This is a genomic window from Sphingobium sp. MP9-4, assembly GCF_005281675.1.
Classification (GTDB): Bacteria; Pseudomonadota; Alphaproteobacteria; order Sphingomonadales; family Sphingomonadaceae; genus Sphingobium; species Sphingobium yanoikuyae.
The window spans coordinates 41093-67690 of sequence record NZ_LUFI01000027.1 but is presented as its reverse complement, the minus strand read 5'-3'; the positions used below and the strand labels follow the sequence as shown (position 1 = coordinate 67690).

The window sequence follows — 26598 nt, the reverse complement described above, 5'->3', positions numbered from 1 at the left end:
CGGCAAGTCGCCGCCGGCAGTTCATTGTGTCGCGATGGCGATCTTCACCTGGTGGGCCAGATCGTCAAACTCGACATCGCTGATGTCGACCAGCACCCGCTTGATCGTGCCGTTGAACTTGGCCGGGCTCTTGTAGAGCTTCGAAACCGGCGTGATCAAATCGCACCCGATATCGAAACTTTCACCCACGGTGAAGCGTGCGCCGACCTGCTGCTCGAAGCGTCCTTCGCCGACCACCGTCTCGCCGAGCCGCAAGGTCGCCTTGCCGCCGGTGGCGAACTCACCTTCCTTGTCGCATTCGATCTGCACCGAAAGCACATGGTGCCCCGCCGGGATCTTGTCATTCGATGCCACGCGATAGCGCTCGGTATTGAACCAATTATGCTCCCAATAGAGGGTGCCGTCCTTCATGAAGAGACTGTAGCCGCCAGCCTCGCCGCCGCAGCAGGCAAGCACACCGTCACCGCCCGCTTGCGGTATCTCCACTTCGGCCGCGATGGTGTGATTGATATTCTTGGTCGGCGGTGAGGCGGGTTCGGGAATGCGCGTCGTGCCCGGCAGGTAGATGAACTGTTTCTTGCCGCGCAGATAACTGGGCTTCAGATTGACGTCGGCCCGTTCGACAAAGCGATCGTCGAGCGGCAGGACATTATATTTCGCCGCCTCGGCCCAGAACATGTCCTGCAATTCGCGCAGTTTGGCCGGTTCCTTTTCGGCCAGATCATTGGCCTGGCTGAAATCCTCGTCGATATTGTAAAGTTCCCATGTATCGCTGTCGAAATCGGGCGAGGAACCGGAGGTCTGCCAGGGCAACTTGCCATGGCGCGCGCCTGCGACCCAGCCATTATGATAGAGGGCGCGGTTGCCGAACATCTCGAAATAATGCGTCTGCCGGGTCGAGGGCGCGGCCGCATCGCCCCAGCTATAGGCCATGCTGACGCCTTCGATCGGCTTTTGCGGCACGCCGTTGATGGAGATCGGCTCGGTCACGCCGGCCGCTTCCAATATGGTCGGCACGATGTCGATCGCATGATGGAACTGGCTGCGTAGGCCGCCCTGATCGGCAATGCGACTGGGCCAGCTCATCACCATGCCGTTGCGCGTACCACCAAAGTGCGATGCGACCTGCTTGCACCATTGGAAGGGCGAGGAGCCGGCCCAGCACCAGGACACCGGATAGTGATTTTCATGCTCGGTGTTGCCGATCTCGTCGATCACTTTCAGCATTTCCTGAACATCGTCAGGATAGCCATGTTGCGATTTCATGTTGTTGACCGTGCCCGTCAGCGTACCTTCGGCGCTCGGGCCATTGTCGCCGACGACATAGATGATCAGCGTATCGTCGCGCAGCCCCATCATCTCCAGCGCTTCAACAACCCGGCCTAGCTGCGCATCGACATGCTCCAGGAAGCCGGCAAAGACCTCCTGCATGCGCGCGTAGAGCTTTTTCTCGTCGGCGCTGCAATCGTCCCAGGCCGGCATCGAATCCGGCCGGGGTGTCAATTGCGTGCCCTCCGGCACCACCCCCAGCTTGATCTGTCGCGCTAGCGTTTCCTCGCGCACCTTGTCCCAGCCCTGATCGAACTGGCCCTTATACTTGTCGGCATAGTCCTTGGGGCTGTGATGCGGGGCATGGGCGGCGCCGGGCGCCCAATAGGCAAAGAAGGGCTTGTCCGGCGCACTGGCCTTCTGGCTGCTGATCCAGGCGATCGCCTTGTCGGCCATGGCCGAACTCAGATGATAATTGTCATCGCCCTCGGGCTTTTCGATCGGCAGCGTGTTTTCGATCAACGGCGGATCCCAATTATTGGTTTCGCCGCCCATGAAACCATAGAAATATTCAAAGCCATGGCCGGTCGGCCAGCGATCGAAGGGGCCGGCCGGGCTGGTTTCGAAATCGGGCGTGTTATGCCATTTGCCGAAGGCGGCGGTGTTGTAATGGTTGAGCCGCAGTGTCTGCGCCACGCAGGCGGCGTTTTCCGGCCAGCGGCCGTCATAGCCGGGAAAACCGGTCGCCAATTCCATGATGATGCCGGTGTGCATCGAATGATGGTTCCGGCCCGACAGGATCGCCGCGCGGGTTGGCGAACAGAGCGCGGTGGTGTGGAAGCGATTATAGCGGATACCCTGCTTCGCCAGCTTTTCCAGGGTCGGCGTGTTGACCGGACCGCCAAAGGTCGAAGCATGGCCGAATCCGACATCGTCCAGCAGCACCAGCAGCACATTGGGCGCCCCGTCCGGCGCCTGCGGCACATCGGGCACGACAGCCTCGGAATCCGCATAGGTTCGACCGACCCGACCGGAAAAATGGGTATCCGTCTGCGGGTAAGGAAGGATCGTTTCGGTCATCCGTAGCTCCGATCATTTAGGTACGCCGAAACGGGACGCCCGTTCGACTGGCCCCGCCATGGCCTTGCAGGATTTCGGCGGATTCGTCGAAAGAAGCTAATTTGCCAGGCGATCGAAACCATCGGGGAGAACCCTGATAATAGACTGCGCGAACGGCGATGATCTGAACTGGCCGTCTTTTCAGGGCGCAAATCCACCCCGCTTTCCTACTCGGCTAATTTCTGATCTATCCTCCGCGATGGAGCAGCCGCGATCCCGCCCTTGCACACGCACCGATGCGCCGCCACCCCCGCAACCCAACAGGCGCGCCACCATGACCCGGATGGCGCTTCGCAATGACCCGGATGTGATCCAACAGGCGCGTCGGCGGTGCGCGGCAGGCGCGAAAAGGCCGGAAAACGCCGATATCGTCGCGCCACGACACTGTGAACTTCGCGATGTGACCCTGGAGAGACCCAGGAGTGACCCTGAAACCGCCCTATGCCGGGCGCACCATTCAGGTGCGGGGGCGGGCCTGGCGGTAGCTGCCCAGTACGCGCACCCATTTGGTGTGGAATTCCAGCTCGGCGAGCGCGCGGTCGACCGCCGGGTCGCCCGGCATCCCTTCGATATCGCAATAGAATTCGGTCGCGGCAAAGCTGGCGCCGCGCTGGTAGCTTTCCAGCTTGGTCATGTTGACGCCATTGGTCGCAAAGCCGCCCATCGCCTTGTAGAGCGCGGCCGGGATATTCTTCACTTCGAACAGGAAGGTGGTCATGACCGGGCCGACGCCCGCCGCCGGTGCCTTGGGCTCGCGCGCCAGCACCAGGAAGCGGGTCATATTGTCGTCGCTATCCTCGATATTCTCGGCGATCAGGCGCAGGCCATAGATTTCGGCGGCCAGATAGGGGGCGATCGCCCCCTCGCCCGGCGCCCGCGTCTCCGCCACCAGCGCGGCGGCGCCGGCGGTGTCGGCATAGGCGACCGGCTGGATGCCGCGCTCGCGCAGATAATGGCGGCACTGGCCCAGCGCCTGCGGATGGCTGATCGCGCTCTTCACCGGCACCGTGTCGGGCGCCATCAGGCAGTGGCGAATGCGCAGGAAATATTCGTCGACGATGTGCAGCCCGGATTCGGGCAGCAGGAAATGCATGTCGGCGACGCGGCCGTGCAGGCTGTTTTCGATCGGAATGATCGCTCGGGCGGCAAGGCCACCCCGCACCGCGTCGATCGCATCCTCGAACGCAAAGCTGGGCAGCGGCACGCAATCGGGGGCGTAGCCAAGCGCGGCCAGGTGCGAATTGGCACCGGGCGCGCCCTGATAGGCGACGGCGCGCGCCGGATCGGCAGCGGCCTTTTGCGACATGTCGGCGACCAGCGCGCGAGCGGGGGCGGGATAATTTTCCATGCGTGCCTGCGCGCTTAGGCAGTTGGGGGATCGCGCGCAAGCATCGGCGGGGCGGCACCGCTCGAAAAGCGCCACGGCGGGTTGCACCCCGGCCTATCCCCCATTATGGCAAGTGCTTAAGTGGGGGAGCGCACGACAGCCTCCATAACAAAGATGCGAGGGAAATCTGCGGATGGGCGATCGATTCAACACCGTTGCAGGGTGGGCGTTGTTTGCAGGCATCATCGCGCTGGGTGGCGCGATCGTCAGTTCCAAATATTTCCACGATGAACGGCCCGAAAAGATGGGCTATGCGATCGAGGGCGTCGAGGTGGAAGGCGAAGGTGGCGGCGACAGCGGCCCCGGCCTCAACACCCTGCTCGCCAGCGCGGATGTCGCGGCCGGCGAAAAGGTGTTCGCGAAATGCGCCGCCTGTCACACCGTCAATCAGGGCGGCACCAACGGCATCGGTCCCAATCTCTACGCCACCGTCGGCGAAGGCATCGGCCAGGGCAAGGGCGGATTCGCCTTCTCCGAAGCGCTCAAGAGCAAGGGCGGCGAATGGAGCTTCGACAATCTCGATCATTGGCTGAAGAGCCCGCGTGAATTTGCCCCCGGCACCAAGATGACCTTTGCCGGCCTCTCCAACCCGGCCGATCGCGCCAACCTGATCGCCTGGCTGAACACCCAGGGGTCCAACCTCCCCCTGCCCGCCGCCGATGCCGCGCCCGCTGCGGCCGACAATGCCGCCCCGGCCGAAGGCGGCGACAATGCCGCCAACGCGACCGAAGCCCCGGCCGAGAACGCAGCGCAGTAAATTTCAGGAAGGGCGCGGCCGGTGGCGGCGCCCTTTTCGGCTATCGGCTGCGAACCGCCGTCACGCCGCGCCAGGCATCCAGTTCCACGACCAGATCGGCCCGCGCCGGCATCTCGTCCAATATATGCCGGGTCAGCCGCTCATAATGCTGGATGAAGCGGGCGACCTCTTCATCGCTCATCACCGCACTGCCGCCACCGGCCGCGCGCAATTCCGCCTCCTGCTGCGTCCGCCAGCCCTGCACCACGTCAAACCCCGGCGCCGCCAGCAGCGCCAGCGCATCGATCCGCCCGAACAGCGCCTGATAGTCCCCCGCCAGCGCCGCATTGACGAAGCGCCGCCAGCGCCCGTCGCCATCCTCGTCCCGCTCCAGCGCGTTGACCGGGGCATCCAGTGCGCCTGCCTCCTGCGCCCGCGCGCCCACGCACCAGCCCTCCAGGATCAGCAGCCGCAGCCCCGCCCCTGCCTCCGGCCACGCGCTTTCAGGCAAGCGATCATCCACCGCCTTGTCGAACCGCGGCAAGCACGCCGCCTGCCCCGCCGCCAGCGCGTCCAGCACCCGCAGTCCCAGCGCGACATCATGCGTCCCCGGAACGCCCCGCGTCCGCAGCAGCGGATGCACGTCCTGCGCCAGCGCTTCCCGCTCAGCCTTCGTCAGATACAGATCATCGATCGACAGGATCGCGCTCGCCACGCCCCGCGCGCCCATGCGCGCATGCAGCGCCTGCGCCAATGTGCTCTTGCCGCTGCCCTGCGCCCCGCACAGGCCCAGCACGGCCAGGCCATCCTTCTCTTCCAGCAGGCGCAGCGCCAGGCGATCGACCGCATCGAGCGCCGTCGCCGCCACGGTCAGAGCTGCGCGACCAGCAGCTTGTCGATCTTGCGTCCGTCCATGTCGACAATCTCGAAGCGCCAGCCCTGATCCTCGGCATAGTCGCCGACTTCCGGCAGGCGCTTGAGCAGCCACAGCACATGGCCCGCGACCGTCGCATAATCGCGGTCCTCGGACAGGTTGATGTCGATCTTCTCGGCCAGCTGGTCGATCGGCATCTGCCCCGACACCAGCAGACTGCCATCCTCGCGCTCGACCATGTCCGGCTCGTCATAGACGTCGCGGTCCGACGCGAAATGGCCGGCGATCGCGGACAGCAGGTCGGCCGGGGTCACGATCCCCTCGAAATGCCCATATTCGTCATGCACCATCACCATCGGCACGTCGGACTTGCGCAGCACTTCCAGCGCATCCATCGCGTCGACCTGGTCAGGCACGACCTCCGCCTTGCGCAGCAGCGCCTCGATATTCAGCGCCTCGCCCCGGAATAGCGCGGTCATGATGTCGCGCGCCTGGACGATGCCGATAATGTCCTCCACCGATCCGCGCCCCACCGGCAGGCGGGTATGCGGCGTTTCCAGCAGGCGCAGGCGGATCGTGTCCTCATCGGCGTTGATGTCGATCCAGTCGACATCCATGCGCTGGGTCATCACCTCGCGCACCGGCCGGTCGGCCAGCCGCACCACGCCGGAGATGATCGCCCGCTCGCTTTCCTCGATGATGCCCGACCGGCTCGCCTCGGCGACGATCAGATGCAGTTCCTCGACCGTGACATGATGTTCGGATTCGCGGTCCAGCCCCAGCAGCTTGAAGATCAGGCCGCTCGACTTGTCGAGCACCCACACCACCGGCGCGGTCAGCTTGGCCAGATACAGCATCGGCGTCGCCACCAGCACGGCGATCGGCTCGGGCTGACGCAGCGCGAACTGCTTGGGCACCAGCTCGCCAATGATCAGCGAGGCATAGGTGGTGAGGCCGATGACCAGCGCAAAGCCAAGATTTTCCGCCATATTGGGCGACAGGCCCAGCGCCGCCAGCCGCTCGCCGGTCGGCCCGCCAAGGCTGGCGCCCGAATAGGCGCCCGAAATGATGCCGATCAGGGTGATGCCGATCTGGACGGTCGACAGGAACTTGCCTGGGTCCGCCGCCAGCTGCAACGCCGACTTGGCGCCGCGCTTGCCCGCCTTCTCCATCGCCTGCAGCCGTGGCTTGCGCGCGGACACGATGGCCAGCTCCGACATCGCGAAGACGCCGTTCAGAGCGACCAGCGCCAGGATGATGATGAGGTCTACCCAGGGGAAGGGCGTCGGAGCGGGAGGGGGGATCGTGGCCATGGTGGTCTCCTCCCCTATAACCTTTATTCTTTCGTTTTCACAACCATCCCATCATCGCCCGTTCAGTTCACTTGTGGAACAATCCATCGCCTGGGTTATTAGGGAGGCATCCATCCACGCGGATGCCAAGGACAAGGGAATAGAAGAATGAGGATTTCGCACCGGATCATGATGGCCGCCGGCTTGGCCGCGATGCTGACCACCACCGCCTGCACCACCGACCCGGAAACCGGGCAGAAGCGCATGTCGAAGGCGGCGATCGGCGGCATTGGCGGCGCGCTGGGCGGTTATCTGCTGGGCGATCTTGTCGGCGGCCGGCATGACCGCACCGAAAAGATCCTGGGCGCCGGCATCGGCGCGATCGCGGGCGCCGGCATCGGCTCCTATATGGACGAACAGGAACGCAAGCTGCGCCAGCAGACCGCCGGCAGCGGCGTCGACGTGATCCGCCAGGGCGACGACCTGCTGCTGCGCATGCCCTCGGGCATCACCTTCGCGTTCAACGACGCCAGCGTCCAGCCGCAGTTCCGCCCCACGCTGGACGAGGTATCCTCGATCCTGTCGCAATATCCCAAGACCTATATCGACGTATATGGCCATACCGACAGCGACGGGTCGGACGCCTATAACCAGACGCTGTCGGAACGCCGCGCCCAGTCGGTCGCCGGTTATCTGACCAGCCATGGCGTCCAGTCGGCGCGCATCGCCACGCGCGGCTTTGGCGAAACCCAGCCGATCGCGTCGAATGCGACCGAGGAAGGCAAGGCCGCCAACCGCCGCGTCGAAATCAAGATCTCGCCCGTCACCGAATCCGACGTGCGCAACTGACAATGGCTCGGGCCGCTCGAACGGGCGGCCCGACCGACCATCTGCGCTGCCGACAGCACAAAACCGCCCCTACGCCCCCGTCAACATTATCCTCATTGACCTTCGCGCGCGCCGGGCATAGCAGGGCCGCCGCTGTCGCAACCCAAAGAGTGCCCTACAATGACCTATGTCGTGACCGACAACTGCATCCGCTGCAAATATATGGATTGCGTCGAGGTCTGCCCCGTGGACTGTTTCTACGAGGGCGAGAACATGCTGGTCATCAATCCCAACGAGTGCATCGACTGCGGCGTGTGCGAACCGGAATGCCCGGCCGAGGCTATCCTGCCCGACACCGAGAACGGCCTCGAAAAGTGGCTGGAACTCAACACCAAATATTCGGCCGAATGGCCCAACATCACGGTCAAGGGCGAAGCCCCGGCTGACGCCGACGCGATGAGCGGCGTAGAGAACAAGCTGGAGCAGTTCTTCTCGCCTGAACCCGGCGAGGGCAGCTGATCGATATTATCCTGCGCCATCAAGGCGCAGCGTCCCATTTTGTGCCGCACCCCCAGACTTTGTGTCCGGGGGTGGCAATTTTGTTACGAATCTGCTAAATAGCGCCCAGCGGACGAACATGGTCGCGTTCGTCCTGGAGTATTCGCATCATGTCTTGACGGTGACGCCGCGGACTTTCCCCGACTCGTGCCCCTGCTGCACCTGCCCCGCGACGGCCCGTTCCCCGGTTGAATAGAAAGGTTTCAAATGGCTGCCAAGGCGCTGTCCTTTGACGTTGGTGATTATGTCGTTTACCCCAAGCACGGCGTGGGCCGTGTGATCGAACTCCAAAAGGAGCAGATCGCGGGCATGGAACTGGAGCTGTATGTGCTCCGTTTCGAAAAGGAGCGCATGACGCTGCGCGTTCCCACCAACAAGGCCGAAGGCGTCGGCATGCGCAAGCTGTCCTCCAACAAGACGCTGGAGGAGTCGATGGAAACCCTGAAGGGCAAGCCCAAGGTCAAGCGCACCATGTGGTCGCGCCGCGCCCAGGAATATGAAGCGAAGATCAATTCGGGCGACCTGGTGTCGATCGCCGAAGTGACCCGCGACCTGTTCCGTGCCGACGACCAGCCCGAGCAGAGCTATTCCGAGCGCCAGATCTTCGAGGCTGCTTCCAGCCGCCTCGCCCGCGAACTCGCCGCGATGGAAGAGACCGACGAGCCCACTGCGCTGCAGAAGATCCTGCGCATCCTCAATGAGGCCGCGCCGAAATATGCCAAGGTCGAAGGCTGATCGCTTCGCCTGAACAGGCTGAAACATGACGAAGGGCGCCCTCCCAGGGGGCGCCCTTCTTCGTTACGGCGGGGCCATTGCGGGAATCCCGCCCTCGTCCGTTGACTCCCCCGAACCGTTCTTCAGGACGCATAGGGGAATAGCCATGAACGACCAGAATGACGCGCAGCAGGATCTGATCCAGCGCGGCTATTCGCGCCGCGACGCCGCCCGCATATTGGGCGTGCTGGGCGCGGGCGTGGCGGTCGCCACCGCCGGCACCCCGGTCTGGGCGCAGCGCAATGACGGCCCGGAAGAAGGCAATTTCCCCAAGGTGCGGATCGGCTCCAACGAATGCTGGACCGGCCCCTTCCCCGTCGCCCAGGCTGCCGCGGCGAAGATCGTGTCCCACGCCAATTTCTATCACCCCGGCACCGAAGTCACCGACTTCAAGAAGACGCTCGCCACGATCGAGGGCGTGCCGGTCGATCATGTCCTGCCCTGGCCGGGGTCCAGCGATCCGCTCTCGCGCATCGTCGTCGCCTTCTGCTCGCCGCAAAAGGGGCTGGTGACCGCCGATGTCAGCTATGAACAGCCCTGGGGCACGGCGGAATGGGCCGGCGCCAAGGTGACGAAGGTGCCACTGACGCCCGATTATCGTCATGACGTGAAGGCGATGCTGGCGGCCAATCCGGACGCCGGCCTCTATTATATCTGCTCGCCCAACAACCCCACCGGCACGCTGACGCCGGTGGCCGACATCGAATGGCTGGTCGCCAACAAGCCGGCCGGATCGATCGTCCTGGTGGACGAAGCCTATCTCCATTTCTCGCACGGCCAGTCGGCCGCGCCGCTGGTTGCGCAGGGCAAGGACGTGATCGTGCTGCGCACCTTCTCCAAGCTGTTCGGCATGGCCGGCATGCGGCTGGGCGCCACCATCGCGCGGCCGGACCTGCATGCCAGGATGATGCGCTACGACGGCAAGCGCATGTCGACCAACCTGCCCCTGCCCTCGGTCGTGTGCGGCACGGTGGCGCTGACGCAGAAGGCGCTGATCGAGCAGCGCCGGGCCGAGATGATCGCCGCGCGCGACTTCACCTTCGCCCATCTCACCAAGCGCGGGGTCAAATTCATTCCGTCGGACGCCAACATGTTCATGGTCGACTGGGGCAAGCCGGCGGCCGGCGTGCAGGCCCAGTTTCTGGCGGCGGGTGTCGGCATCGGCCGCAACTGGGCGCCTTGGCCCACCATGTCGCGCGTCACTGTCGGTTCCATGGCCGACATGCAGGCCTTCTGCGCCGCCCTCGACAGGATCATGGTCTGAAAAAGGGCCGGCTTCGCTGTGGAAGCTGGCCCTTTGGATCAATTGCCCTTCACGCTGTCGGCGGCATCCTTGGCGGCGTCGCCGACATCGCTCGCGGCCTGACCGACCTGGCTCGCCGCGCTCGACACCGCATCATCCTTGCGGGTCTGGCTGCTGATCAGGAAGAAGGCGGCAACAGCCACCACCACGACCAGCAGCAGGATCGCGATGGTCGTGCCACCGCCGCCGCTGCGCTTTTCGATGATGGTGGTCGTGGGCGCCGGGCGTTCCTGATAATCTGCCATATAGTCTCTCCTCTTTGTCACCCCGTGGGGGCAACAATGCCGGAGAGCGGGCAAAGGTTTCAGCCGCCCCGCTGGCCCGCCTTACTCGCCGGTCGGGACGAAGGCGCCCTTGGCGCGGTCCTTGACCACCTTGTCGGCGCGGAAAACCGATCCGCTCATGGTGATGTAGACGCCCGGCTCGGCGACCTGCGCGGTGGCGAAAGCCATGCCAAGGTTGAAGCTCGCATCGCTCTCGCCAAAGCGCGCCGGCGCCAGCGCACCGACCAGCACGACGGTCTTGCCGGGAATGTCCTGCAACAGCTTGGCCGTCTCGGTCATGGTGTCGGTGCCATGGGTGATGACGATATGCTTCTCACGCGCGGCGGCGACGCGGGCGGCGATCAGCGCGCGATCCGTGTCGTCCAGCTCCAGGCTGTCCTTGCGGGTGATTTCCTCGATGCGGAAGGGCCGCTTGACCCGCGCCACCTGCAACAGCTTGGCCATCACCGTCTCGCCGACCTGATAGTCGGACAGGGCGTCGAAATAGACCTTGTCGATCGTGCCACCGGTGGTGAGCAGCAGGATGGGGGTTTCGGGGGACAGCATGAACGGACTCCGTATATCGATCGCGCCCCCTTAACGGATAATGGCGCCGACCGGAACCGTCCCTATTCGCCCCGCGCCATCGCCGCACCCCGATCGCGCGCGGCGACCAGCGTGTCGGTCAGAAGGTCGAGCAGGCGATTGTCGGCGTCCAGCACATTGAGGCCCTGGCGCGTCATGCCGCCGGGGCTGGCGACCTGATCCGCCAGGGTGGCCGGGCTGACGCTGGCGCGCGCCGCCATGTTCGCCGATCCCTGCACCGTGGCCAGCGCCATGCGTGCGGCCTGATCGGCGGGAATGCCCAGCGCCTCGCCGGCGCGCGACAGCGCATCGATGAAGCGAAACAGGAAGGCCGGGCCGCAGCCCGACAGAGCCGTCACCTGATTGAACAGGGCTTCGCCCCCCATCCATTCGGCCAGGCCCAGCGGCGCGATCAGCGCGGCAATGTCGGCCTTGGCCGCCGCATCCGTCGCCGCATCGGTGTAGAGCGCAACCACCCCCTCGCCCAGCCCGACCGGCAGGTTGGGCATGGCGCAGACGACATCACGCGGCGCCGGGAAATGCCGGCGCAGGTCGGCGATCGGTGTTCCCGCCAGGATCGACACCAGCCGCGTCTCCGCCGTCAGCAACGGCGCAAGCCCGGCCGCGACATCGGCGATCTGATAGGGCTTCATGCCCAGCAGCACGGTGGTGCCGGCCGGCAGCGCGTCGGGATAGGCGGTGACGACGGTCACGCCCTGCGCCACCGGCTTTCCGCTCGGCCGCAGCACGGTGACGCGGGCGGGGTCGAGCCCGCACGCCAGCCAGCGGGTCAGCATCTGCCCGGCCATGTTGCCGCAGCCGACAAGGAAAAGATGTTCGGGCCAGCAGGCAATGGTCATGGTCAGGCTTTCAGGCAGATATGTCAGGCTTCGCCGCGGGTTTCGATCAGGCTCGCGCTGATCGCCTCGCTCGGGCTCTTGCCGCCCCACAGGACGAACTGGAACACCGGATAGAAACGCTCGCACTCGTCGATCGCGGTCTCGATCAGCACCTGCGCCTGGTCCAGCGTCAGCGTGCCGCCCTGCCCCAGCAAGGCGCCATGGCGGAACAGGATGATGCCGCTCGACGACCACAGCTCGAAATGGCCGAGCCAGAGCTGTTCGTTGATCAGGCCCAGCGTCTCGTAGATGACGGCGCGCTTGTCGTCATTGACGCGGATGTCGGGCAGCGCCAGCAGCTGCAGCACCTGATCCTCGTCGCGCCAGATGCCGCGCAGCTCATATTGCGCCCACGACCCCTGGGTGCTCGCGACGATCTCATCCTCGCCGACCTGCTCATAGCTCCAGCCATGCGCCTCGTAAAAGGCCGCCAGCATGTCGATCGGCGCGGCCTCATGGCCGCCATTCTCAAATTCGTCGCTATCCATCATCGGCGCGCCTTTATCACCGCAAGCGGCGAAAGGACAGGGCGCTTACTCGGCGCCCGCATCCTTATCCACAGCTTTCGTCTTGGCGGCGCGCACGGTCTTGGTGACCGGCTCGGGCGCCTTGCCTTCCAGCGCGTCGAGGCGGGCCTTGAGCAGTTCGACTTCCTCGCGCGCGGCGGCGGCCATCGCCTTGACCGCGTCAAATTCCTCGCGGCTGACGAAGTCGACGCCGCCGATCCATTCCTTGGCGCGTTCGCGCGCATTGGATTCGAACTCGCGGGTCATGCCCGCGACCGTGCCGGCAGCGCCGTTCACCAGCTTGGCCAGGTCGTCGAAAAAGCGGTTCTCGCTCTGCATGATCGTCTATCCTCGTATCAGGCGCGTGGATGCGCCGAAATCATATCTGGGTCTGGAGTGCCGGCGCGACAAGCCTGTGCGCATCCGGGTTCAGGCGGCCGACCTCATAGTTGAGGTAGGAGGCAAAGACCAGCCAGACCAGATAGGGCAACATCAACGCACCGGCAAAGGGACGTATCCGCCAGAACAGGGCGGCGGTCAGCGCCACCAGCAGCGCCAGCACCATGATCAGCCCCAGCGCCGCCCCCACCTGATGCGCGCGAAAGAAGAGCGGCGACCAGGCAAGGTTGAGCGCCAGTTGCACCAGGAACAGCGCGACCGCCGCCCCCCGCCCCCTGGCCCCGCGCGCATGCAGCACGATCGCGAAGGCCAGCGCCATTAGTATATAGAGGATCGTCCAGGCGACGCCGAAGGCCCAGCCCGGCGGCATCAGCGCCGGCAGGTTGAGCGAGGCGAACCAGCGATTGCCAAAACCGCTATTGGCGAGCCTGCCCGACAGGAAGCCGAGAAAGACGATCGCGGGCACCGTGACCAACGCCCAGCGCAGATAGGCAAGACGCAACTGACCCTGGGACGCGATCTCGTTCATCGGCAACGCAGCTCCAAGCTATTCGGCGGGTTCGGGCGAATCCTTGAGCGCCGAATCCAGTTTGCGACCAACGGTTTGCGGAGAAACCGTGCGCTTGGCAACGCGCGAATAGAAAATGGGAATGAGGAACAGGGTGATGAGCGTCGCCAGGCTGACGCCGAACACGATGACCACGCCGATCGAATGGCGCGCCGCCGCACCGGCCCCGCCGCGCAGCACCAGCGGCACCGCGCCGATGACGGTCGCTATCGACGTCATCAGGATCGGGCGCAGACGCCGCTTGGCCGCCTCGCGGATCGCCTCGGCAATCTCCATCCCCTCGTCGCGCAGCTGGTTGGCGAACTCGACGATCAGGATGCCATTCTTGGCCGCCAGGCCGACCAGCATGACGATGCCGATTTGGCTGTAGAGGTTGATCGACCCGCCGGTGATCGCCAGGCCCAGCGCACCGCCCGCCACCGCCAGCGGCACCGTCGCGATGATGACTCCGGGATGGATAAAGCTTTCGAACTGGGCCGCGAGCAACAGATAGACGATCAGGATGGTGAGGCCGAAGACGATCCAGATTGACCCGCCGGTCTCACGCAGCGACTGGCTTTCGCCGCGATAGCCGATCGCCAGCACCTCGGGCGACTGACGCGCCTGATCCTCCAGGAAGGCCAGCCCCTGCCCCAGCGACGTCCCCGGCGCCAGCGCGGCGGTCAGGGTGATGGCGCGCAGCTTGTTGTAACGGTTGAGCTGACGCGGCCCGGCCACTTCGCGCACGGTCACGACCGCCGACAGCGGCACCAGCACGCCACTGCGGCTGCGCACCTGGATACGTTCCAGATCAGCGAGCGTCTGGCGCCCGTCCCGCTCCGCCTGCACCAGCACGCGATATTCCTCGCCGCGGTCGACATAGGTGGTGACCCGGCGCGAACCGAGCAGGCTTTGCAGCGCCTGGCTGACATCGTTCACCGACACGCCCAGGTCGCCGGCGCGCTGCAGATCGGTCTCGATCCGCATCTGCGGCTTGGTTTCCTTATAATCGCTGTCGAGGTTGATGAGCCCCGGATAGCTCGCCGCCGCCAGCATGATGCGGTCGCGCGCCGCCACCAGCCCCTCATAGGTGGAGCCGGCCAGCACGATATTGACCGGCAGGCCGCGACCACGGCCCAGGCCCGATCGCGGCGCGGCATTGCCGCGCACGCCCGGCTGGTCGGCGATCACCTTGTTGATGATGGTCGCGACTTCCGCCGTGGTGATGGTCCGGTCTTCCCACGGCCGCAGGAAGGCGATGACATTGCCGTTGTTATAATCGTCGGTGGTGCCGAAGCCGCCGGGTGTGCGGATCACCAGATTCTGCAGCGTGCCATCCTTGCGCAGGAAGGCGAGATCATTCTCGATCTTCTGCATATAGGCCATCATCCGGTCGAAGCCGGTGCCTTCGGGCGCGTTGACATTGGCCTCGACCACGCCGGTATCCTCGGCCGGGGCCAGTTCGGCCGGCAGGCGGGTGAAGAGGAAGAAGGCGACCCCCAGGAAGATCGCGACGCCCAGCAGCGGCATCAGAGGTTTCTTCAAGGTCCAGTCGAGCCAGCGGCCATAGCCATGCTCGATCCGCTGGAAGCGATCATCGACCCAGCGCGCCAGCCGGCCACGCTCGGCATTTTTCAGCAGCTTGGAGCAGAGCATCGGCGCGAGGCTCAAGGAGATGAAGCCCGAAAAGCCGATCGCCGCGATCATCGCGATGGCAAGTTCGCGGAACAAGAGGCCGGTCTGGCCGGCCAGGAACATGACCGGCACGAACACGGCGCAGACGACCAATGTGGTCGAGATGATGGCAAAGCCCACCTGCCGCGTGCCGAGATAGGCGGCGACCAGCGGATCTTCGCCCTGTTCGACGCGGTGATAGACATTTTCCAGCACCACGATCGCGTCGTCGACCACCAGGCCGATGGCGAGGACGAAAGCGAGCAGGGTCAGCAGGTTGATCGACAGCCCCAGCAGCCACATCACCGCGCAGGTGGCGAGCAGGCAGATCGGCACCGTCACGGCCGGCACGATCGTCGCGCGCACCGATCCCAGGAACAGGAAGATGACGAGGATGACGAGCAGAGCCGCCTCGATCAGCGTGTCATAGACATTGTCGATCGCGCGTTCGATGAACAGGGATTCGTCGGTGCCGATGGCCACGCGCATGCCCTTGGGCAGGGTCGGCTCCAGCTCCTTGATCAGCGCCTTGGCCTTCTGCGCCACTTCCAGCGTGTTGGCGCCCGACTGGCGGATGATGCCGATGCCGATCGCCGTGCCCTGGTTGGAACGGAAGCTGCTATAGGGGTTTTCGGCCCCTTCCTCGATCCGGGCGACATCGCCCAGCTTCACCTGATAGCCATCCTCGCCCCGGCCCACGACCAGCTGCGCGAACTGGTCCGGCGTGGCGAAGGGCCGCTCGACGCGCAGCGTCTGGTTCTGATCCTTCGATTCAAAGCGGCCGGCGGGCAATTCGACGTTCTGGGTGCGCAGCGCCGCCTCGACATCGGCCGGGGTCAGGCCGAAGGCGGCCAGCTTTTCCGCGTTGAACCAGATACGCGTCGACGGACGCGCCTCGCCGCCAATGGTGACGCGGGCGACGCCGTCGATCGCGGCGAAGCGGTCGGCAATGTTGCGGTCGAGATAGTCGCTGATCTGGATCGGCGACCAGCCGGGGCGCGAGAAGGCGAGGAACAGAATCGATCGCGCGTCGGAATCCACCTTGCGGATCTCGGGCGCCAGCGCATCCTCGGGCAGATCCTGCGTCACCGACCCGACACGGTCACGCACGTCATTGGCGGCGCTGTCGATGTCGCGCGAGGGATCGAACTCGATATTGATGTTGGACGTGCCGTCCTGCGAGGTCGAGGTGATGGTCTGGATGCCCTGCACGCCGGCGACCGCATCCTCGATCTGCTGGGTGATGCGGGTTTCCACCACCGACGCGGCGGCGCCGGTATAGGTGGTTTCGACCGAGACGATCGGCGGATCGGTATCGGGATATTCGCGGACAGACAGGCTGAAATAGCCGACCAGGCCGACGATGCACATCAGCACCGCAACCACCGCCGAAAAGACCGGCCGGCGGACCGAAAGATCGGAGAGCTGCATCGGCTTAGCCGGCGGCCTTGGCGGCCTTGCCGCCCTTGTCGTCATCACCCTTCTTGTCGCCGGCCAGGCGCACCGGCGCGCCGTCGGTCAGCTTCACCACGCCTTCGGTCACGATCTGCTGGCCCGCCTTCACGCCGCCCAGAATTTCGACCAGGCCGTTCTGGCGGATGCCGGTTTCGACCTTGGTCCGCTTGGCGGTGCGACCGTCCAGCACGAAGACGAAGCGTTCGTCGCCATCGCCGATCACTGCCAGTTCGGGCACGCCCAGAGACTGGCGCTCTCGCGAGAAGACGCTGACGGTCAGCAGCATGCCGGGCTTCAGCGCCTTGTCGGGATTGGGCATGATCGCCCGGACCCGCACGGCGCGGGTAGCGGGATCAATCACCGGGTCGATCGTTGCGATCGTGCCATTGAACGGCCGGTCGGGCCAGGCCGCGGACAGTGCCTTGATCGGCATGCCCTCGCGGATCATCGACAGCCGCGTCTCGGGCACGGTGAAGTCCAGCTTGATCCGTGAAATGTCGCTGACCGTGGCGATCGCGGTGCCGGCGGTGATGACCGCGCCGGGCGAGACCGTGCGCAGGGAAACCCAGCCGCTGAACGGCGCGCGGATGGTGCGGTCGCCGATGCCCGCGCGGGCGAGGTCGGCATTGGCGCGGGCGCTGCTGGCGAGCGCGATCTGCTGCTCGACCGTGGCACCGGTGGCAAAGCCGCGCGACTTGAGCGCCTGGATGCGCTTCAACTGCTGGTCGGCCTGTAGCGCGGTTGCCTCGGCCGCAGCCAGCTCGGCCTTTTCCTGGCCCACGGCCATGCGGGCGATCACCTGCCCCTTGGACACGAAACCGCCATCGGTGAAGTTCAGCAGGTCGATCCGCTCGGTCACCGGCGCGGACAATATCACCTGCTCATTGGCGAGTGCGGTGCCGACCGCCTCGACATTGTCGGTGAAGCGGGTGGGCGCAATCGCCACCGCCTCCACCAGCGCCGGCGGGCGAGCTTTCTTTTCCTTCTCTCCGCCGCAACCGGCAAGACAAAGGGCAACGAGAATGACAGGCAGGGTCGAGCGCATGACGAGGGGCTAACGGGCCTTTGTGACGGACACAACCGCATGGAATGTGTCAAAATGTATCGCAGGGCGGGTAACGAAGCTGGCGCGATTATCCGCCAAGCCGCGCGTGAATCAGAAATTCGACATTTCCTTGCGGTCCGGTGATCGGACTGGTCGTGATTCCAAGCACTTCCCAGCCCTTCTCACGAACCCAGGCAGCGACTTCGTCGCAGACGCGCTGGTGGATGGCGGGATCGCGCACCACCCCGCCCTTGCCCACTTCCTCGCGCCCTGCCTCGAACTGCGGCTTGATGAGGGCGACCAGTTGCGCGCCGGGCCGGGCGAAGCCGATCGGCTTTTCCAGCACCTTGGCCAGGCTGATGAAACTGGCGTCGCACACGATGATGTCGACCGGCTCAGGGATATGGGCGTCGGTCAGGATACGCGCGCTGGTCTGTTCATGGACGATGACTCGATCGTCGGAGCGCAGCTTCCAGGCTAGCTGGTTGGTGCCGCTGTCGACGGCGTAGACCTTTGCCGCGCCCTTGGTCAGCAGCACGTCGGTGAAGCCGCCGGTCGAACTGCCGACGTCGATCGCGACGAAACCGGTGACGTCGATGCCATATTCGTCGATCGCATGGGCCAGCTTGATGCCGCCGCGCGAGACCCAGGGATGGTCGCGGCCGCGCACGTCCAGTTCGGCGTCGTCCGGCACCTGCTGCCCCGCCTTCTCAACCTTCTTGTCGCCCAGATAGACGAGGCCGGCGAGGATCAGCGCCTGCGCCCGCGCCCGGCTTTCGGCGAGGCCATTGTCGACGAGCAACTGGTCAGCGCGAATCTTGGCCATCAGCGCACCAGTCCGGTGAGGGTCGACGGGGTCAATAGCTGCGGCAATGTCTGGGCCTCCTTGCCCGGTGCGTACCAAAGGTAGAGCGGCACGCCCGAACGGCCCTGCGCTTCGAGGAAGCGGGTAATCGCCGGATCGGCATTGGTCCAGTCGCCCATCATGACGGTGACGCCCGCCTTCTCGAACGCTGCACGCACCTCCGCCCGCTCGATCGCGGCGGCCTCATTGGCCTTGCAGGTCAGGCACCAGTCGGCGGTAAAATAGAGGAAGACCGGCTTGTTCGCGGCGCGCAGCCCGTCGAGCTTTTCCGCGTCGAAGGCGACGACGCCCCCCTCTCCCGCTGCCGCAACGGCCGGCGCGCGCGCGGGCAATGCCATCGCGGCACCGACCAGCAGGATCGCCGCGCCGACGCCGACCTGCAACCAGCCGCCACGCCCCGTGCGCTGGCGCATGCCCAGCCACCAGAGCAGCAGCACCAACGCCAGCGCCGCGCCAAGGCCGATGGTCATGCCACCGACCCCGCGTTGCTGACCCAGCAGCCAAGCAAGGCCCAGCGCGGTGAGGAACATGGGGATCGACAGGATGCGCTGCAACCGGCCCATCCATGCGCCGGGACGCGGCAGGCGATTGCGCAGCGCAGGCAGATAGGCAAGCAGCAGGAAAGGCAGCGCCAGACCAAGGCCAAGGCCGGCAAAGATCGCCAGCGCTGCGCCCAAAGGAAGCACCAGCGCCGTGCCCATCGCCGCGCCCATGAACGGCCCGGTGCAAGGCGTCGCGACAAAGGCGACCAGCGCGCCGGTCCAGAAGGCGCCGACCATGCCGCCCTTGCCCGCCAGCTTGCCACCGCCGCCAAAGGCCGGCAAATCGAACAGGCCAGCCAGGTTGAAGGCGATCGCGCTGACCAGCAGCAGCAGCGCCAGGATGATGCGCGGATCCTGCAACTGGAAGGCCCAGCCGACCGCGCTGCCCGCCGCGCGCAGCCCCAGCAGCAGGCTCCCCAAAGCCAGACAGGCGACGATCACGCCAAGGGTGTAAGCCAGCGCCTCACGCCGCGCCGCCCGCTCGTCGCCACCTGCCTTGGCCAGGCTCAGTGCCTTCAACCCCAGGATCGGGAAGACGCAGGGCATGACGTTGAGCAGCAGCCCGCCCAATATCGCCCCGCCCAGCGCCAGCAATATCGTGCCCGCCAGCCCCTTGGCCGCGATCGCCGCGACCTCGCCGGGCTTGGCGCTCAGCAGGAAGCCGACATGGTCGCCGGTCCGCAGTACCGCCTGCGCAGCGCCGCCCTTGAAACCCTCGCCCGCCTGCGTCTCGACCAGCAGCCGGTCGCCCTCGCGGCTGACCTTCTGCGCGGCGGCGAACCGGGCCAGCCCGTCGCTCAGCGGGAAGAGGTGAACCTCGCGCGCCTGCGCATCGGCGGGGAACGGCACCGACAGGCGCAGCTTGCCATCGACGATCTGATAGATAGCCTCGCTGCCCAGCGGCCGGGGCAGATGGCCGCGCCAGCCATCGAAGCGTGCCTGCATCGCCGGCACCACCTTGCCATCGCCCGCAACCAGTTCCAGCGCCAGTTCACCACTTTCGGGTACGCAGATCTTGTCGGTGCAGGCCAGCCATTCCGCCTTCACCCGGATCGGCAGGCGGGTGCCGGCCGCCACGTCCGGCGCCACGCCCAGATTGGCGAGCACCGCATAGGGGCCTTCATAGACATGGTTCATCAGGCCCGAAATCAGCAGCGTCTCGGGCACCGGATAGCGCAGCGCGCCAATCGTCACGCCCTTGGGCAAGGTCCAGGTCACGGTCATGCCCAGGCCCGCATCGCCCGGATTTTCCCAATAGCCGTGCCAACCCTTTTCCGGCTTCATGGCAAAGGCGATGGTCGTGCCCTTGCCGGGCGCAGGCGCTGTGCTTTCGGCCATCAGCAGCGCGGCGATATGCGCCGGGCCGCCGCCAAAGGCCGCCTGGGCCTGCACCGCGGGAGATGCGATCGACAGCCCCGCCAGCATGGCGAGCGTCACGAATATGACTTGAAAAATCCGCATCGGGCCTCTGGTCGGGTGGATGCAAGGGGGCTAGGTCGCTCCCTATCCGCCGTCAAGGCATGAGAAGGTACCCATATGTTGAAACACGTCGCCGCTGCCCTGTTGCTTGCCACCGCCATGCCCGTCGTGGCGCAGAGCCCCGCTCCTGCACCGGCCGCCCGCAGCATTGCCGCGACTCCGCCCAAGCTGATCGTCGCCATCTCGGTCGACCAGTTTTCGGCCGACCTGTTCAGCGAATATCGCCAATATTATACCGGCGGCCTCAAGCGCCTGACCAGCGAAGGCGCGGTCTTCCCGCGCGGCTATCAGAGCCACGCCGCGACCGAGACCTGCCCCGGCCACTCGACCATCCTGACCGGCAGCCGCCCGTCGCGCACCGGCATCATCGCCAATAACTGGTTCGACCTCGACGCCAAGCGCGAGGACAAGAATCTCTATTGCGCCGAGGATGAAAGCCAGCCGGGCAGCAGCAGCGACAAGTACGACGCCTCGCCCCTGCACCTCAAGGTGCCGACGCTGGGCGGCCGGATGAAGGCGGCCAATCCCGCCACCCGCGTCGTGTCGGTCGCTGGCAAGGATCGCGCCGCGATCATGATGGGCGGCGCGACAGCCGACCAGGTCTGGTGGCTCGGCGGGCCGCAGGGCTATGTCAGCTACAAGGGCGTCGCCCCCACCCCGCTCGTCACCCAGGTCAACCAGGCCTTTGCCCAGCGCCTCGCCCAGCCCAACCCCGGCTTCGAACTGCCCGCCCAGTGCGTGTCGAAGGATTTCCCGGTCCAGGCGGGCAACAGGACGGTCGGCACCGGCCGCTTCGCGCGTGAGGCCGGCGACTATAAGGGCTTCCGCATCTCGCCCGAGCAGGATGCTATGACCCTGGCCTTCGCCGCCGCCGCGATCGAGAGCATGCAGCTTGGCAAGCAGGCGCAGACCGACATCATCTCGATCGGCCTGTCGGCGACCGACTATGTCGGCCACACCTTCGGCACCGAAGGCACCGAAAGCTGCATCCAGGTCGATCGTCTCGACACCGAACTGGGCGCCTTCTTCGACAAGCTCGACAAGGACGGCATCGACTATGTCGTGGTGCTGACCGCCGACCATGGCGGCCATGACCTGCCCGAACGCCACCGCATGAATGCGATGCCGATGGAACAGCGGGTCGACATGGCGCTGACGCCCAAGGCGCTCAACGCCACCATCGCCGAGAAGGCCGGCCTGCCCGGCAAGAAGGTGATCTGGAGCGACGGCCCGTCGGGCGACATCTATTATGACAAGGGGCTGACTGCCGCGCAGCGCGCCAGGGTCGAAACCGAGGCGCTCAAATATCTGCGCGCCCATCCGCAGGTGCAGACCGTCTTCACCAAGGCGGAAATCGCCGCCACCCCCTCGCCCTCGGGTCCGCCCGAAAGCTGGAGCCTGATCCAGGAAGCGCGCGCCAGCTTCTATCCCGGCCGTTCGGGCGACCTGCTGCTGCTGCTCAAGCCGCGCGTCATGTCGATCCCCGAACAGGCGGTGATGGGCTCGGTCGCCACCCATGGTTCGCCCTGGGATACCGATCGCCGCGTGCCGATCCTGTTCTGGCGCAAGGGCATGCAGCATTTCGAGCAACCGCTGGGCGTCGAGACGGTGGACATCCTCCCCAGCCTCGCCGCGCTGATCAAGCTGCCCGTGCCCAAGGACCAGATTGACGGCCGCTGCCTCGACCTGGTCGCCGGCCAAGGCGACAGCTGCGCCGGGCAATAAGCCCTTGCCGATCCTCCCCCCGTCAAAAGGGGGAGGATCAGATATTCTCGCCAATCCCGTCCGTGCTTTCCAGCAGGGCATGAACTCGGTGCGGGGCCGACACCTCGACCCGGCTGGTCACTTCGTGCCGGGCCTTGGCCTGGCGCACATTGCTGTCGGCCGGCACGCTTTCGGTCAGCCAGACATTGCCGCCGATGACCGATCGGCTGCCGATGATGATCCGGCCCAGCACTGTCGCGCCGGCATAGATGACGACATCATCCTCTATGATCGGATGGCGCGGCTGCGCCTTTTCGAGCGCGCCCTTCTCGTCCGAGGGGAAGCTGCGCGCGCCCAGCGTCACGCCCTGATAGAGCCGCACCCGATCGCCGACGATCGCCGTCTCGCCGATGACGACGCCGGTGCCATGGTCGATGAAGAAGCCGTGGCCGATGCGTGCGCCGGGATGGATGTCGATGCCGGTATGGGAATGGGCGATTTCGGAAATGATCCGCGCCACCAGCGGGGCGCCCAGTTCATAGAGGCGGTGCGCCAGCCGATGATGGATGATCGCCAGCATCGAAGGGTAGCAGATCAGCACCTCGTCCACGCTGCGCGCGGCCGGATCGCCCAGGAAGGCCGCCTCGACATCGCTGTCGAGCAATGTGCGCAGCGCCGGCAGGCTATGCGCGAATTCGCCGATGATCCGCGCCGCCGCTGCGTCGACTGCGGCAATCGGGTCATCCTTCATCGCATAGATGAGTTCGAGCCGGATCTGGCCATAGAGGCGGCTGAGCACGGTCTGCAGCGTCTCGGCGACATAGGCGTCCTCATTATGCAGTCGCACGAAGCTCGGCCCCAGCCGCAGCGGGAACAATGCGCCGCACAGCGCGCCGGTGATCTTCACCAGATTGGCGCGCGACGGGAATCCTTCGGCGCCATATTCGGCATGATGCTGCTGTTCCTGCCGCCAGCGACTGCGCGCGGCGGCCAGGTCCGTGACCAGCCGGTCCAGATCCCAATAGCCCACGCCTTCACCCTGCATATCGCCGTCCGCCATTCCCTGCGCCTCTTGTCCGATGGGCAACCGGAATAACCCGCGTCTGCGCGCCAGGATAAACGAGTTTTGCTTGGGGGTAGCGAGATTCTCTTTGCCGAACGCGCCGGAAGGCCGATCAGACCTTGGCTTCCGGCCTGTTCAGATAGAGGCAGATTTCGACGCGCAGCCCGCCCTCGGGCCGATTGGCCAGCGTCAGGCGACCGCCCTCCTGCTCCACCGTCTTGGCGACGATGGCCAGGCCCAGCCCCATGCCCCGCGTGTTGCGCTGGCGCGCCGTATCGAGCCGATGGAAGGGCTTCAGCACCTCCTCCAACCGGTCGCGCGGAATGCCGGGGCCATCATCATCGACGCGGATCAGCACCTCATTGTCATGCCGCGCCACGCTGACCCGCGCACGCACCCCATAATGGAGCGCATTCTCGATCAGGTTGCGCACGGCGCGGCGCAGCGACAGCGGGCGAACCTCCATTTCCAGATGATCGGGCCCGTCATAGATCACATCGTCGCCATGATCTTGGAAGGCGTCGACCACCGTCGCGATCGTGACCGCCACGTCGATCCGCACCGCCGGCTCGGGATTCTTCTCACCGCCCAGAAAGGCCAGCACGGACTCGATCATCTCGCCCATCTCGGCCAGATCCTCGCCCATCGCCTCGCGGATTTCGGGGTCGTCCACCGCTTCCAGCCGCAATTGCAGCCGGGCGAGCGGCGTGCGCATGTCATGGCCGACCGCCGCCAGCGTCTCGGTCCGCTCGTTGATCAGGCGATGGATGCGGGTCTGCATCGCATTGAAGGCGCGGATCAGGTTGCGTACATCATTGGTGCCCGCTTCCGCCACCGCCACCTGCTGCGCGAGGCCGATCCGCTTGGTCGCATGCGTCAGGTCGCGCAGCGGCGCCAGGGTCCGCCGGATCAGCACGCCGCCCGCAATCAGCAGCGCCAGCACCGGGATCAGCGCCAGGCCGAAACGGCCGAAGGTGAAGGCCCATTTGCCGCCGCTATGATGCATGCCGAAATAGAGCCAGCTGCCGTCCGCCAGTTGCAGCCCGCCATTGATCTGCGAGGAACGGCCGGGCGAATTGAGCCGCAGCCACAGCCGCGATTCATGCAGGCTGGGTTCCCAGTCGACGATCTGCTGCCGCATCCGCGCCAGTTCGGGCGACAGCGGCGGCGGCGGCGGCGCGGCCAGCGTCCAGTGGATGTCATAGCGGTCGGTGGTCAGTTGCGCGCTGACCCCGCCGCGCTGGCTGACCGGCGCCTTGGCCACCAGCTTGCGCGCGATCACCAGATGCTCGGCCAGGCGGCGCGCTTCGTCATCCTGCAGTGACAAATGGCTGGCGCGCTCATAGATGAGCGTGCCGACCACGAATTCCAACAGGACGGTCAGCAGCAATATGCCAAAGATGCGGCCGACCAGCCCGAGCGACCGGCTGAACCGCTGTCGTCTCAAGCGCGCGCGACTTCCGCGTTGAACATGTAGCCGACGCCGCGCACCGTGGTGATCGGCGCGGGCCGGTCCTCGGTCGACAGCTTGCGGCGCAGGCGGCTGACCAGCACGTCGATGCTGCGGTCACTGCTGTCACCCATGCGGGTGCGCGACAATTCGATCAGCCGCTCGCGCGCGATCACCCGCTGCGGATGGCTGAGGAAGCTGCCCAGCAGGTCGAACTCGGCGCCGGTCAGATCGACGATCGCGCCGGTCGGCGACCGCAGTTCACGGCGCGGGAAGTTGACGATCCAGCCGTCGAAGCGCGCTTCATTCTCGCGCTGCTCGTCCGGGCCACGCTCCACGCCGACGCGGCGCAGGATGGCGCGGATGCGGGCGATCAGTTCGCGCGTGCCAAAGGGCTTGGGCAGATAATCGTCGGCGCCCAGTTCCAGCCCGACGATACGGTCGGTCTCGCTGCCCTTGGCGCTGATGAAGATGATGGGCACGTCGCTCTTGCGACGGATCTGGCGGCACAGGTCGATGCCGTTGGTGCCGGGCAGCATGACGTCCAGAACGACCAGGTCGACCGGGCCGGCATCGAAGGCCACCCACATTTCCGGACCGGACGAGGCCGGACGGACCTGATAGCCATGTTCCTGCAACGCGCGCGCCGTCAGCGTGCGGAGCGGCGGATCGTCTTCGACAAGGATGATCGAGGGGGCGGTCATGCGCGGAGCAACATCAGGCTGTTCATGATGTTGGGAGATAAGCAGCGACCGGTGGAGGGTCAACCGCAGCTTGCTGCCGAAACAGTTGACGGGGGCCACAGCAACAATTTGTCACGCCGGCGACAGCTCGGCACAAGATAAGGCCCGGAAATACAGCAGATCGGGCCCGCGCGAACGGGCCCGATCCGTAAAGATCAGAAAGCGGCCGAGATCGAGAAGACGACCGTGCTGCGCGCGATCGACTTGCCAAAATTATCGCCGTCCGCGACCTGGAAGTTGGGACGCAGATAATTTTCCTCGACGCGAGCGATGTCGGTGTCGACATAGGCGATGCTCAGCGTCAGCGGCGTGCCCGGCACGGCCAGGTCGGCTCCGACCAGCCAGTCGAGATATTTGCCGGTCGGCGCGACCGACGTGCCGTTCGGGCCCAGGCCGCTATTGCCGTTCGACCAGCCCAGATGCGCCTTCAGGCTAACCGGGGTGTTCGGGATCGCACCGCTGACATCGCCCCAGATGTAGAAATTATCTTCCTTGTCACCCGGCTTGTAGATGGTGCAATCAGCGTCGCTGCACCACTTGCCCAGCGCTTCCTGCTTGGGGGCATAGGCCACGCCGAGCAGCCCCTTGACCGGGCCGACCTGGCTCGACAGCTTCACATAGGGTTCGGCGAAGTCGGTCTTGTCGGCGCCCGACGGGTACATGTACCAGGTCAGGCCGAGGTCCAGCGTCGCGCCGCTGTCGCCCAGAGGAATGGCATAGCCTGCGAACAGGTCCAGTTCCATGTTGGCGCCGCCAAAGGTGCCCCAGCCCGACAGGTTGGAACCCCAGGTGCCGACATAGACGCCGCTTTCATGGGTTGCGGTCAGGCCACCCTGGATCGCCATGCCGCGATCGGACTGCGAAACACCACGGAAGCGATAATCGGAAACCAGGCCGACGCTGCCGGTCACGGTGACCGGGCCTGCGGGTTCTTCCTGGGCGAAGGCCGGCGCACTCGACATCAGAGCCAGAGCGGCACAAGCGATTTGATACTTCATGAACATTCCCCTTTTACGAAAGAATGTTCCGTCCTGCATCCGCGGCCCGAAGATCTGTTGGAATATCGTCTTCCGTACCGGCGGATGACTACTCGACTATTCTCGCCAGCCGTCGGCGCAAACCTCTATCTTCGCATCTGCACAAGGGAAGAGAGGCGCTGTGATATAGCGATCACGGTTTTTTTCTAATTGCCAGCGATATTGTTTCTATTTGATGTCTGAATTGCATCTGAACATGAAA

The 26598-nt window shown here is 65.4% G+C and carries 24 protein-coding genes; 6 read left to right on the top strand and 18 right to left on the bottom strand.

Annotated features, from left to right (window positions below; genetic code table 11):
• Positions 1 to 21: 21 nt before the first annotated feature.
• Both A0U87_RS08055 and A0U87_RS08050 read right to left on the bottom strand, forming a co-directional pair.
• Positions 22 to 2349, bottom strand: a complete 2328-nt coding sequence (locus A0U87_RS08055) for an arylsulfatase (protein ID WP_137405431.1) — start codon at positions 2347 to 2349, stop codon at positions 22 to 24.
• Between the two features lie 496 nt (positions 2350 to 2845).
• On the bottom strand, positions 2846 to 3736 hold the full coding sequence (locus A0U87_RS08050; RefSeq protein ID WP_048937807.1) for a prephenate dehydratase: 891 nt from the start codon (positions 3734 to 3736) through the stop codon (positions 2846 to 2848).
• 172 nt (positions 3737 to 3908) lie between these two features.
• Here A0U87_RS08050 and A0U87_RS08045 point away from each other — a divergent pair, with 172 nt between their 5' ends.
• A complete protein-coding gene (locus A0U87_RS08045; protein WP_048937806.1) occupies positions 3909 to 4532 on the top strand; it encodes a c-type cytochrome in 624 nt (207 codons plus the stop codon).
• 40 nt (positions 4533 to 4572) lie between these two features.
• Here the strand turns inward: A0U87_RS08045 and A0U87_RS08040 are convergent, their stop codons facing one another.
• Complete coding sequence (locus A0U87_RS08040) at positions 4573 to 5379, bottom strand: kinase (protein ID WP_048937805.1); 807 nt, start codon at positions 5377 to 5379, stop codon at positions 4573 to 4575.
• Between the two features lie 2 nt (positions 5380 to 5381).
• Positions 5382 to 6698: a hemolysin family protein gene (locus A0U87_RS08035; RefSeq protein ID WP_037510219.1), complete on the bottom strand. Its 1317-nt coding sequence runs from the start codon at positions 6696 to 6698 to the stop codon at positions 5382 to 5384.
• 147 nt (positions 6699 to 6845) lie between these two features.
• Between A0U87_RS08035 and A0U87_RS08030 the strand changes: the two genes are divergently transcribed.
• The 4 genes from A0U87_RS08030 to A0U87_RS08015 all read left to right on the top strand — a co-directional run bounded on the left by A0U87_RS08030 (position 6846) and on the right by A0U87_RS08015 (position 10101).
• The gene (locus A0U87_RS08030; protein WP_026108966.1) at positions 6846 to 7526 is read left to right on the top strand and encodes an OmpA family protein; all 681 of its coding nucleotides are present in this window, start codon (positions 6846 to 6848) and stop codon (positions 7524 to 7526) included.
• Positions 7527 to 7685: 159 nt separating this feature from the next.
• Positions 7686 to 8024: a ferredoxin FdxA gene (gene fdxA / locus A0U87_RS08025; RefSeq protein ID WP_004211101.1), complete on the top strand. Its 339-nt coding sequence runs from the start codon at positions 7686 to 7688 to the stop codon at positions 8022 to 8024.
• A gap of 246 nt (positions 8025 to 8270) precedes the next feature.
• On the top strand, positions 8271 to 8798 hold the full coding sequence (locus tag A0U87_RS08020) for a CarD family transcriptional regulator (RefSeq protein WP_004211100.1): 528 nt from the start codon (positions 8271 to 8273) through the stop codon (positions 8796 to 8798).
• A 145-nt stretch (positions 8799 to 8943) separates the two neighbouring features.
• Positions 8944 to 10101: a pyridoxal phosphate-dependent aminotransferase gene (locus A0U87_RS08015; RefSeq protein ID WP_048937803.1), complete on the top strand. Its 1158-nt coding sequence runs from the start codon at positions 8944 to 8946 to the stop codon at positions 10099 to 10101.
• Between the two features lie 38 nt (positions 10102 to 10139).
• Here A0U87_RS08015 and A0U87_RS08010 read toward each other — a convergent pair whose 3' ends face one another.
• The 10 genes from A0U87_RS08010 to A0U87_RS07965 all read right to left on the bottom strand — a co-directional run bounded on the left by A0U87_RS08010 (position 10140) and on the right by A0U87_RS07965 (position 20381).
• On the bottom strand, positions 10140 to 10385 hold the full coding sequence (locus A0U87_RS08010; protein WP_004211096.1) for a hypothetical protein: 246 nt from the start codon (positions 10383 to 10385) through the stop codon (positions 10140 to 10142).
• Positions 10386 to 10466: 81 nt separating this feature from the next.
• On the bottom strand, positions 10467 to 10970 hold the full coding sequence (locus tag A0U87_RS08005; protein WP_004211094.1) for an asparaginase domain-containing protein: 504 nt from the start codon (positions 10968 to 10970) through the stop codon (positions 10467 to 10469).
• A 62-nt stretch (positions 10971 to 11032) separates the two neighbouring features.
• Complete coding sequence (locus tag A0U87_RS08000) at positions 11033 to 11848, bottom strand: pyrroline-5-carboxylate reductase dimerization domain-containing protein (RefSeq protein WP_048937802.1); 816 nt, start codon at positions 11846 to 11848, stop codon at positions 11033 to 11035.
• A 23-nt stretch (positions 11849 to 11871) separates the two neighbouring features.
• Entirely contained in the window at positions 11872 to 12378 is a 507-nt protein-coding gene (locus tag A0U87_RS07995; RefSeq protein ID WP_004211091.1) for a YbjN domain-containing protein, read from the bottom strand.
• Between the two features lie 42 nt (positions 12379 to 12420).
• The gene (locus tag A0U87_RS07990) at positions 12421 to 12732 is read right to left on the bottom strand and encodes an accessory factor UbiK family protein (RefSeq protein WP_004211090.1); all 312 of its coding nucleotides are present in this window, start codon (positions 12730 to 12732) and stop codon (positions 12421 to 12423) included.
• Positions 12733 to 12772: 40 nt separating this feature from the next.
• Positions 12773 to 13321 carry a TspO/MBR family protein gene (locus A0U87_RS07985; protein WP_048937801.1) on the bottom strand — a complete coding sequence of 183 codons (549 nt, stop codon included), beginning with the start codon at positions 13319 to 13321 and terminating at the stop codon, positions 12773 to 12775.
• An 18-nt stretch (positions 13322 to 13339) separates the two neighbouring features.
• Positions 13340 to 16444, bottom strand: coding sequence for an efflux RND transporter permease subunit (locus A0U87_RS07980; protein ID WP_048937800.1), 3105 nt, complete (start codon positions 16442 to 16444; stop codon positions 13340 to 13342).
• Positions 16445 to 16448: 4 nt separating this feature from the next.
• The gene (locus tag A0U87_RS07975; RefSeq protein WP_048937799.1) at positions 16449 to 17513 is read right to left on the bottom strand and encodes an efflux RND transporter periplasmic adaptor subunit; all 1065 of its coding nucleotides are present in this window, start codon (positions 17511 to 17513) and stop codon (positions 16449 to 16451) included.
• An 88-nt stretch (positions 17514 to 17601) separates the two neighbouring features.
• Positions 17602 to 18339 (bottom strand): TlyA family RNA methyltransferase, encoded by a 738-nt coding sequence (locus A0U87_RS07970; RefSeq protein WP_048937798.1) that lies wholly within the window; start codon positions 18337 to 18339, stop codon positions 17602 to 17604.
• A complete protein-coding gene (locus tag A0U87_RS07965; protein ID WP_122928223.1) occupies positions 18339 to 20381 on the bottom strand; it encodes a protein-disulfide reductase DsbD domain-containing protein in 2043 nt (680 codons plus the stop codon). The genes A0U87_RS07970 and A0U87_RS07965 overlap by 1 nt, the downstream gene beginning before the upstream one ends.
• 75 nt (positions 20382 to 20456) lie before the next feature.
• Between A0U87_RS07965 and A0U87_RS07960 the strand changes: the two genes are divergently transcribed.
• Positions 20457 to 22124 (top strand): alkaline phosphatase family protein, encoded by a 1668-nt coding sequence (locus A0U87_RS07960; protein ID WP_137405430.1) that lies wholly within the window; start codon positions 20457 to 20459, stop codon positions 22122 to 22124.
• 37 nt (positions 22125 to 22161) lie between these two features.
• Here A0U87_RS07960 and epsC read toward each other — a convergent pair whose 3' ends face one another.
• From epsC to A0U87_RS07940, 4 genes are all read right to left on the bottom strand, one after another.
• On the bottom strand, positions 22162 to 23163 hold the full coding sequence (gene epsC / locus A0U87_RS07955; protein WP_004211082.1) for a serine O-acetyltransferase EpsC: 1002 nt from the start codon (positions 23161 to 23163) through the stop codon (positions 22162 to 22164).
• Positions 23164 to 23278: 115 nt separating this feature from the next.
• Positions 23279 to 24613, bottom strand: a complete 1335-nt coding sequence (locus tag A0U87_RS07950) for an ATP-binding protein (RefSeq protein WP_010337002.1) — start codon at positions 24611 to 24613, stop codon at positions 23279 to 23281.
• A complete protein-coding gene (locus A0U87_RS07945; protein ID WP_004211079.1) occupies positions 24610 to 25320 on the bottom strand; it encodes a response regulator transcription factor in 711 nt (236 codons plus the stop codon). The genes A0U87_RS07950 and A0U87_RS07945 overlap by 4 nt, the downstream gene beginning before the upstream one ends.
• 194 nt (positions 25321 to 25514) lie before the next feature.
• Positions 25515 to 26363 carry a TorF family putative porin gene (locus tag A0U87_RS07940; protein WP_010337000.1) on the bottom strand — a complete coding sequence of 283 codons (849 nt, stop codon included), beginning with the start codon at positions 26361 to 26363 and terminating at the stop codon, positions 25515 to 25517.
• Between the last annotated feature and the right edge of the window lie 235 nt (positions 26364 to 26598).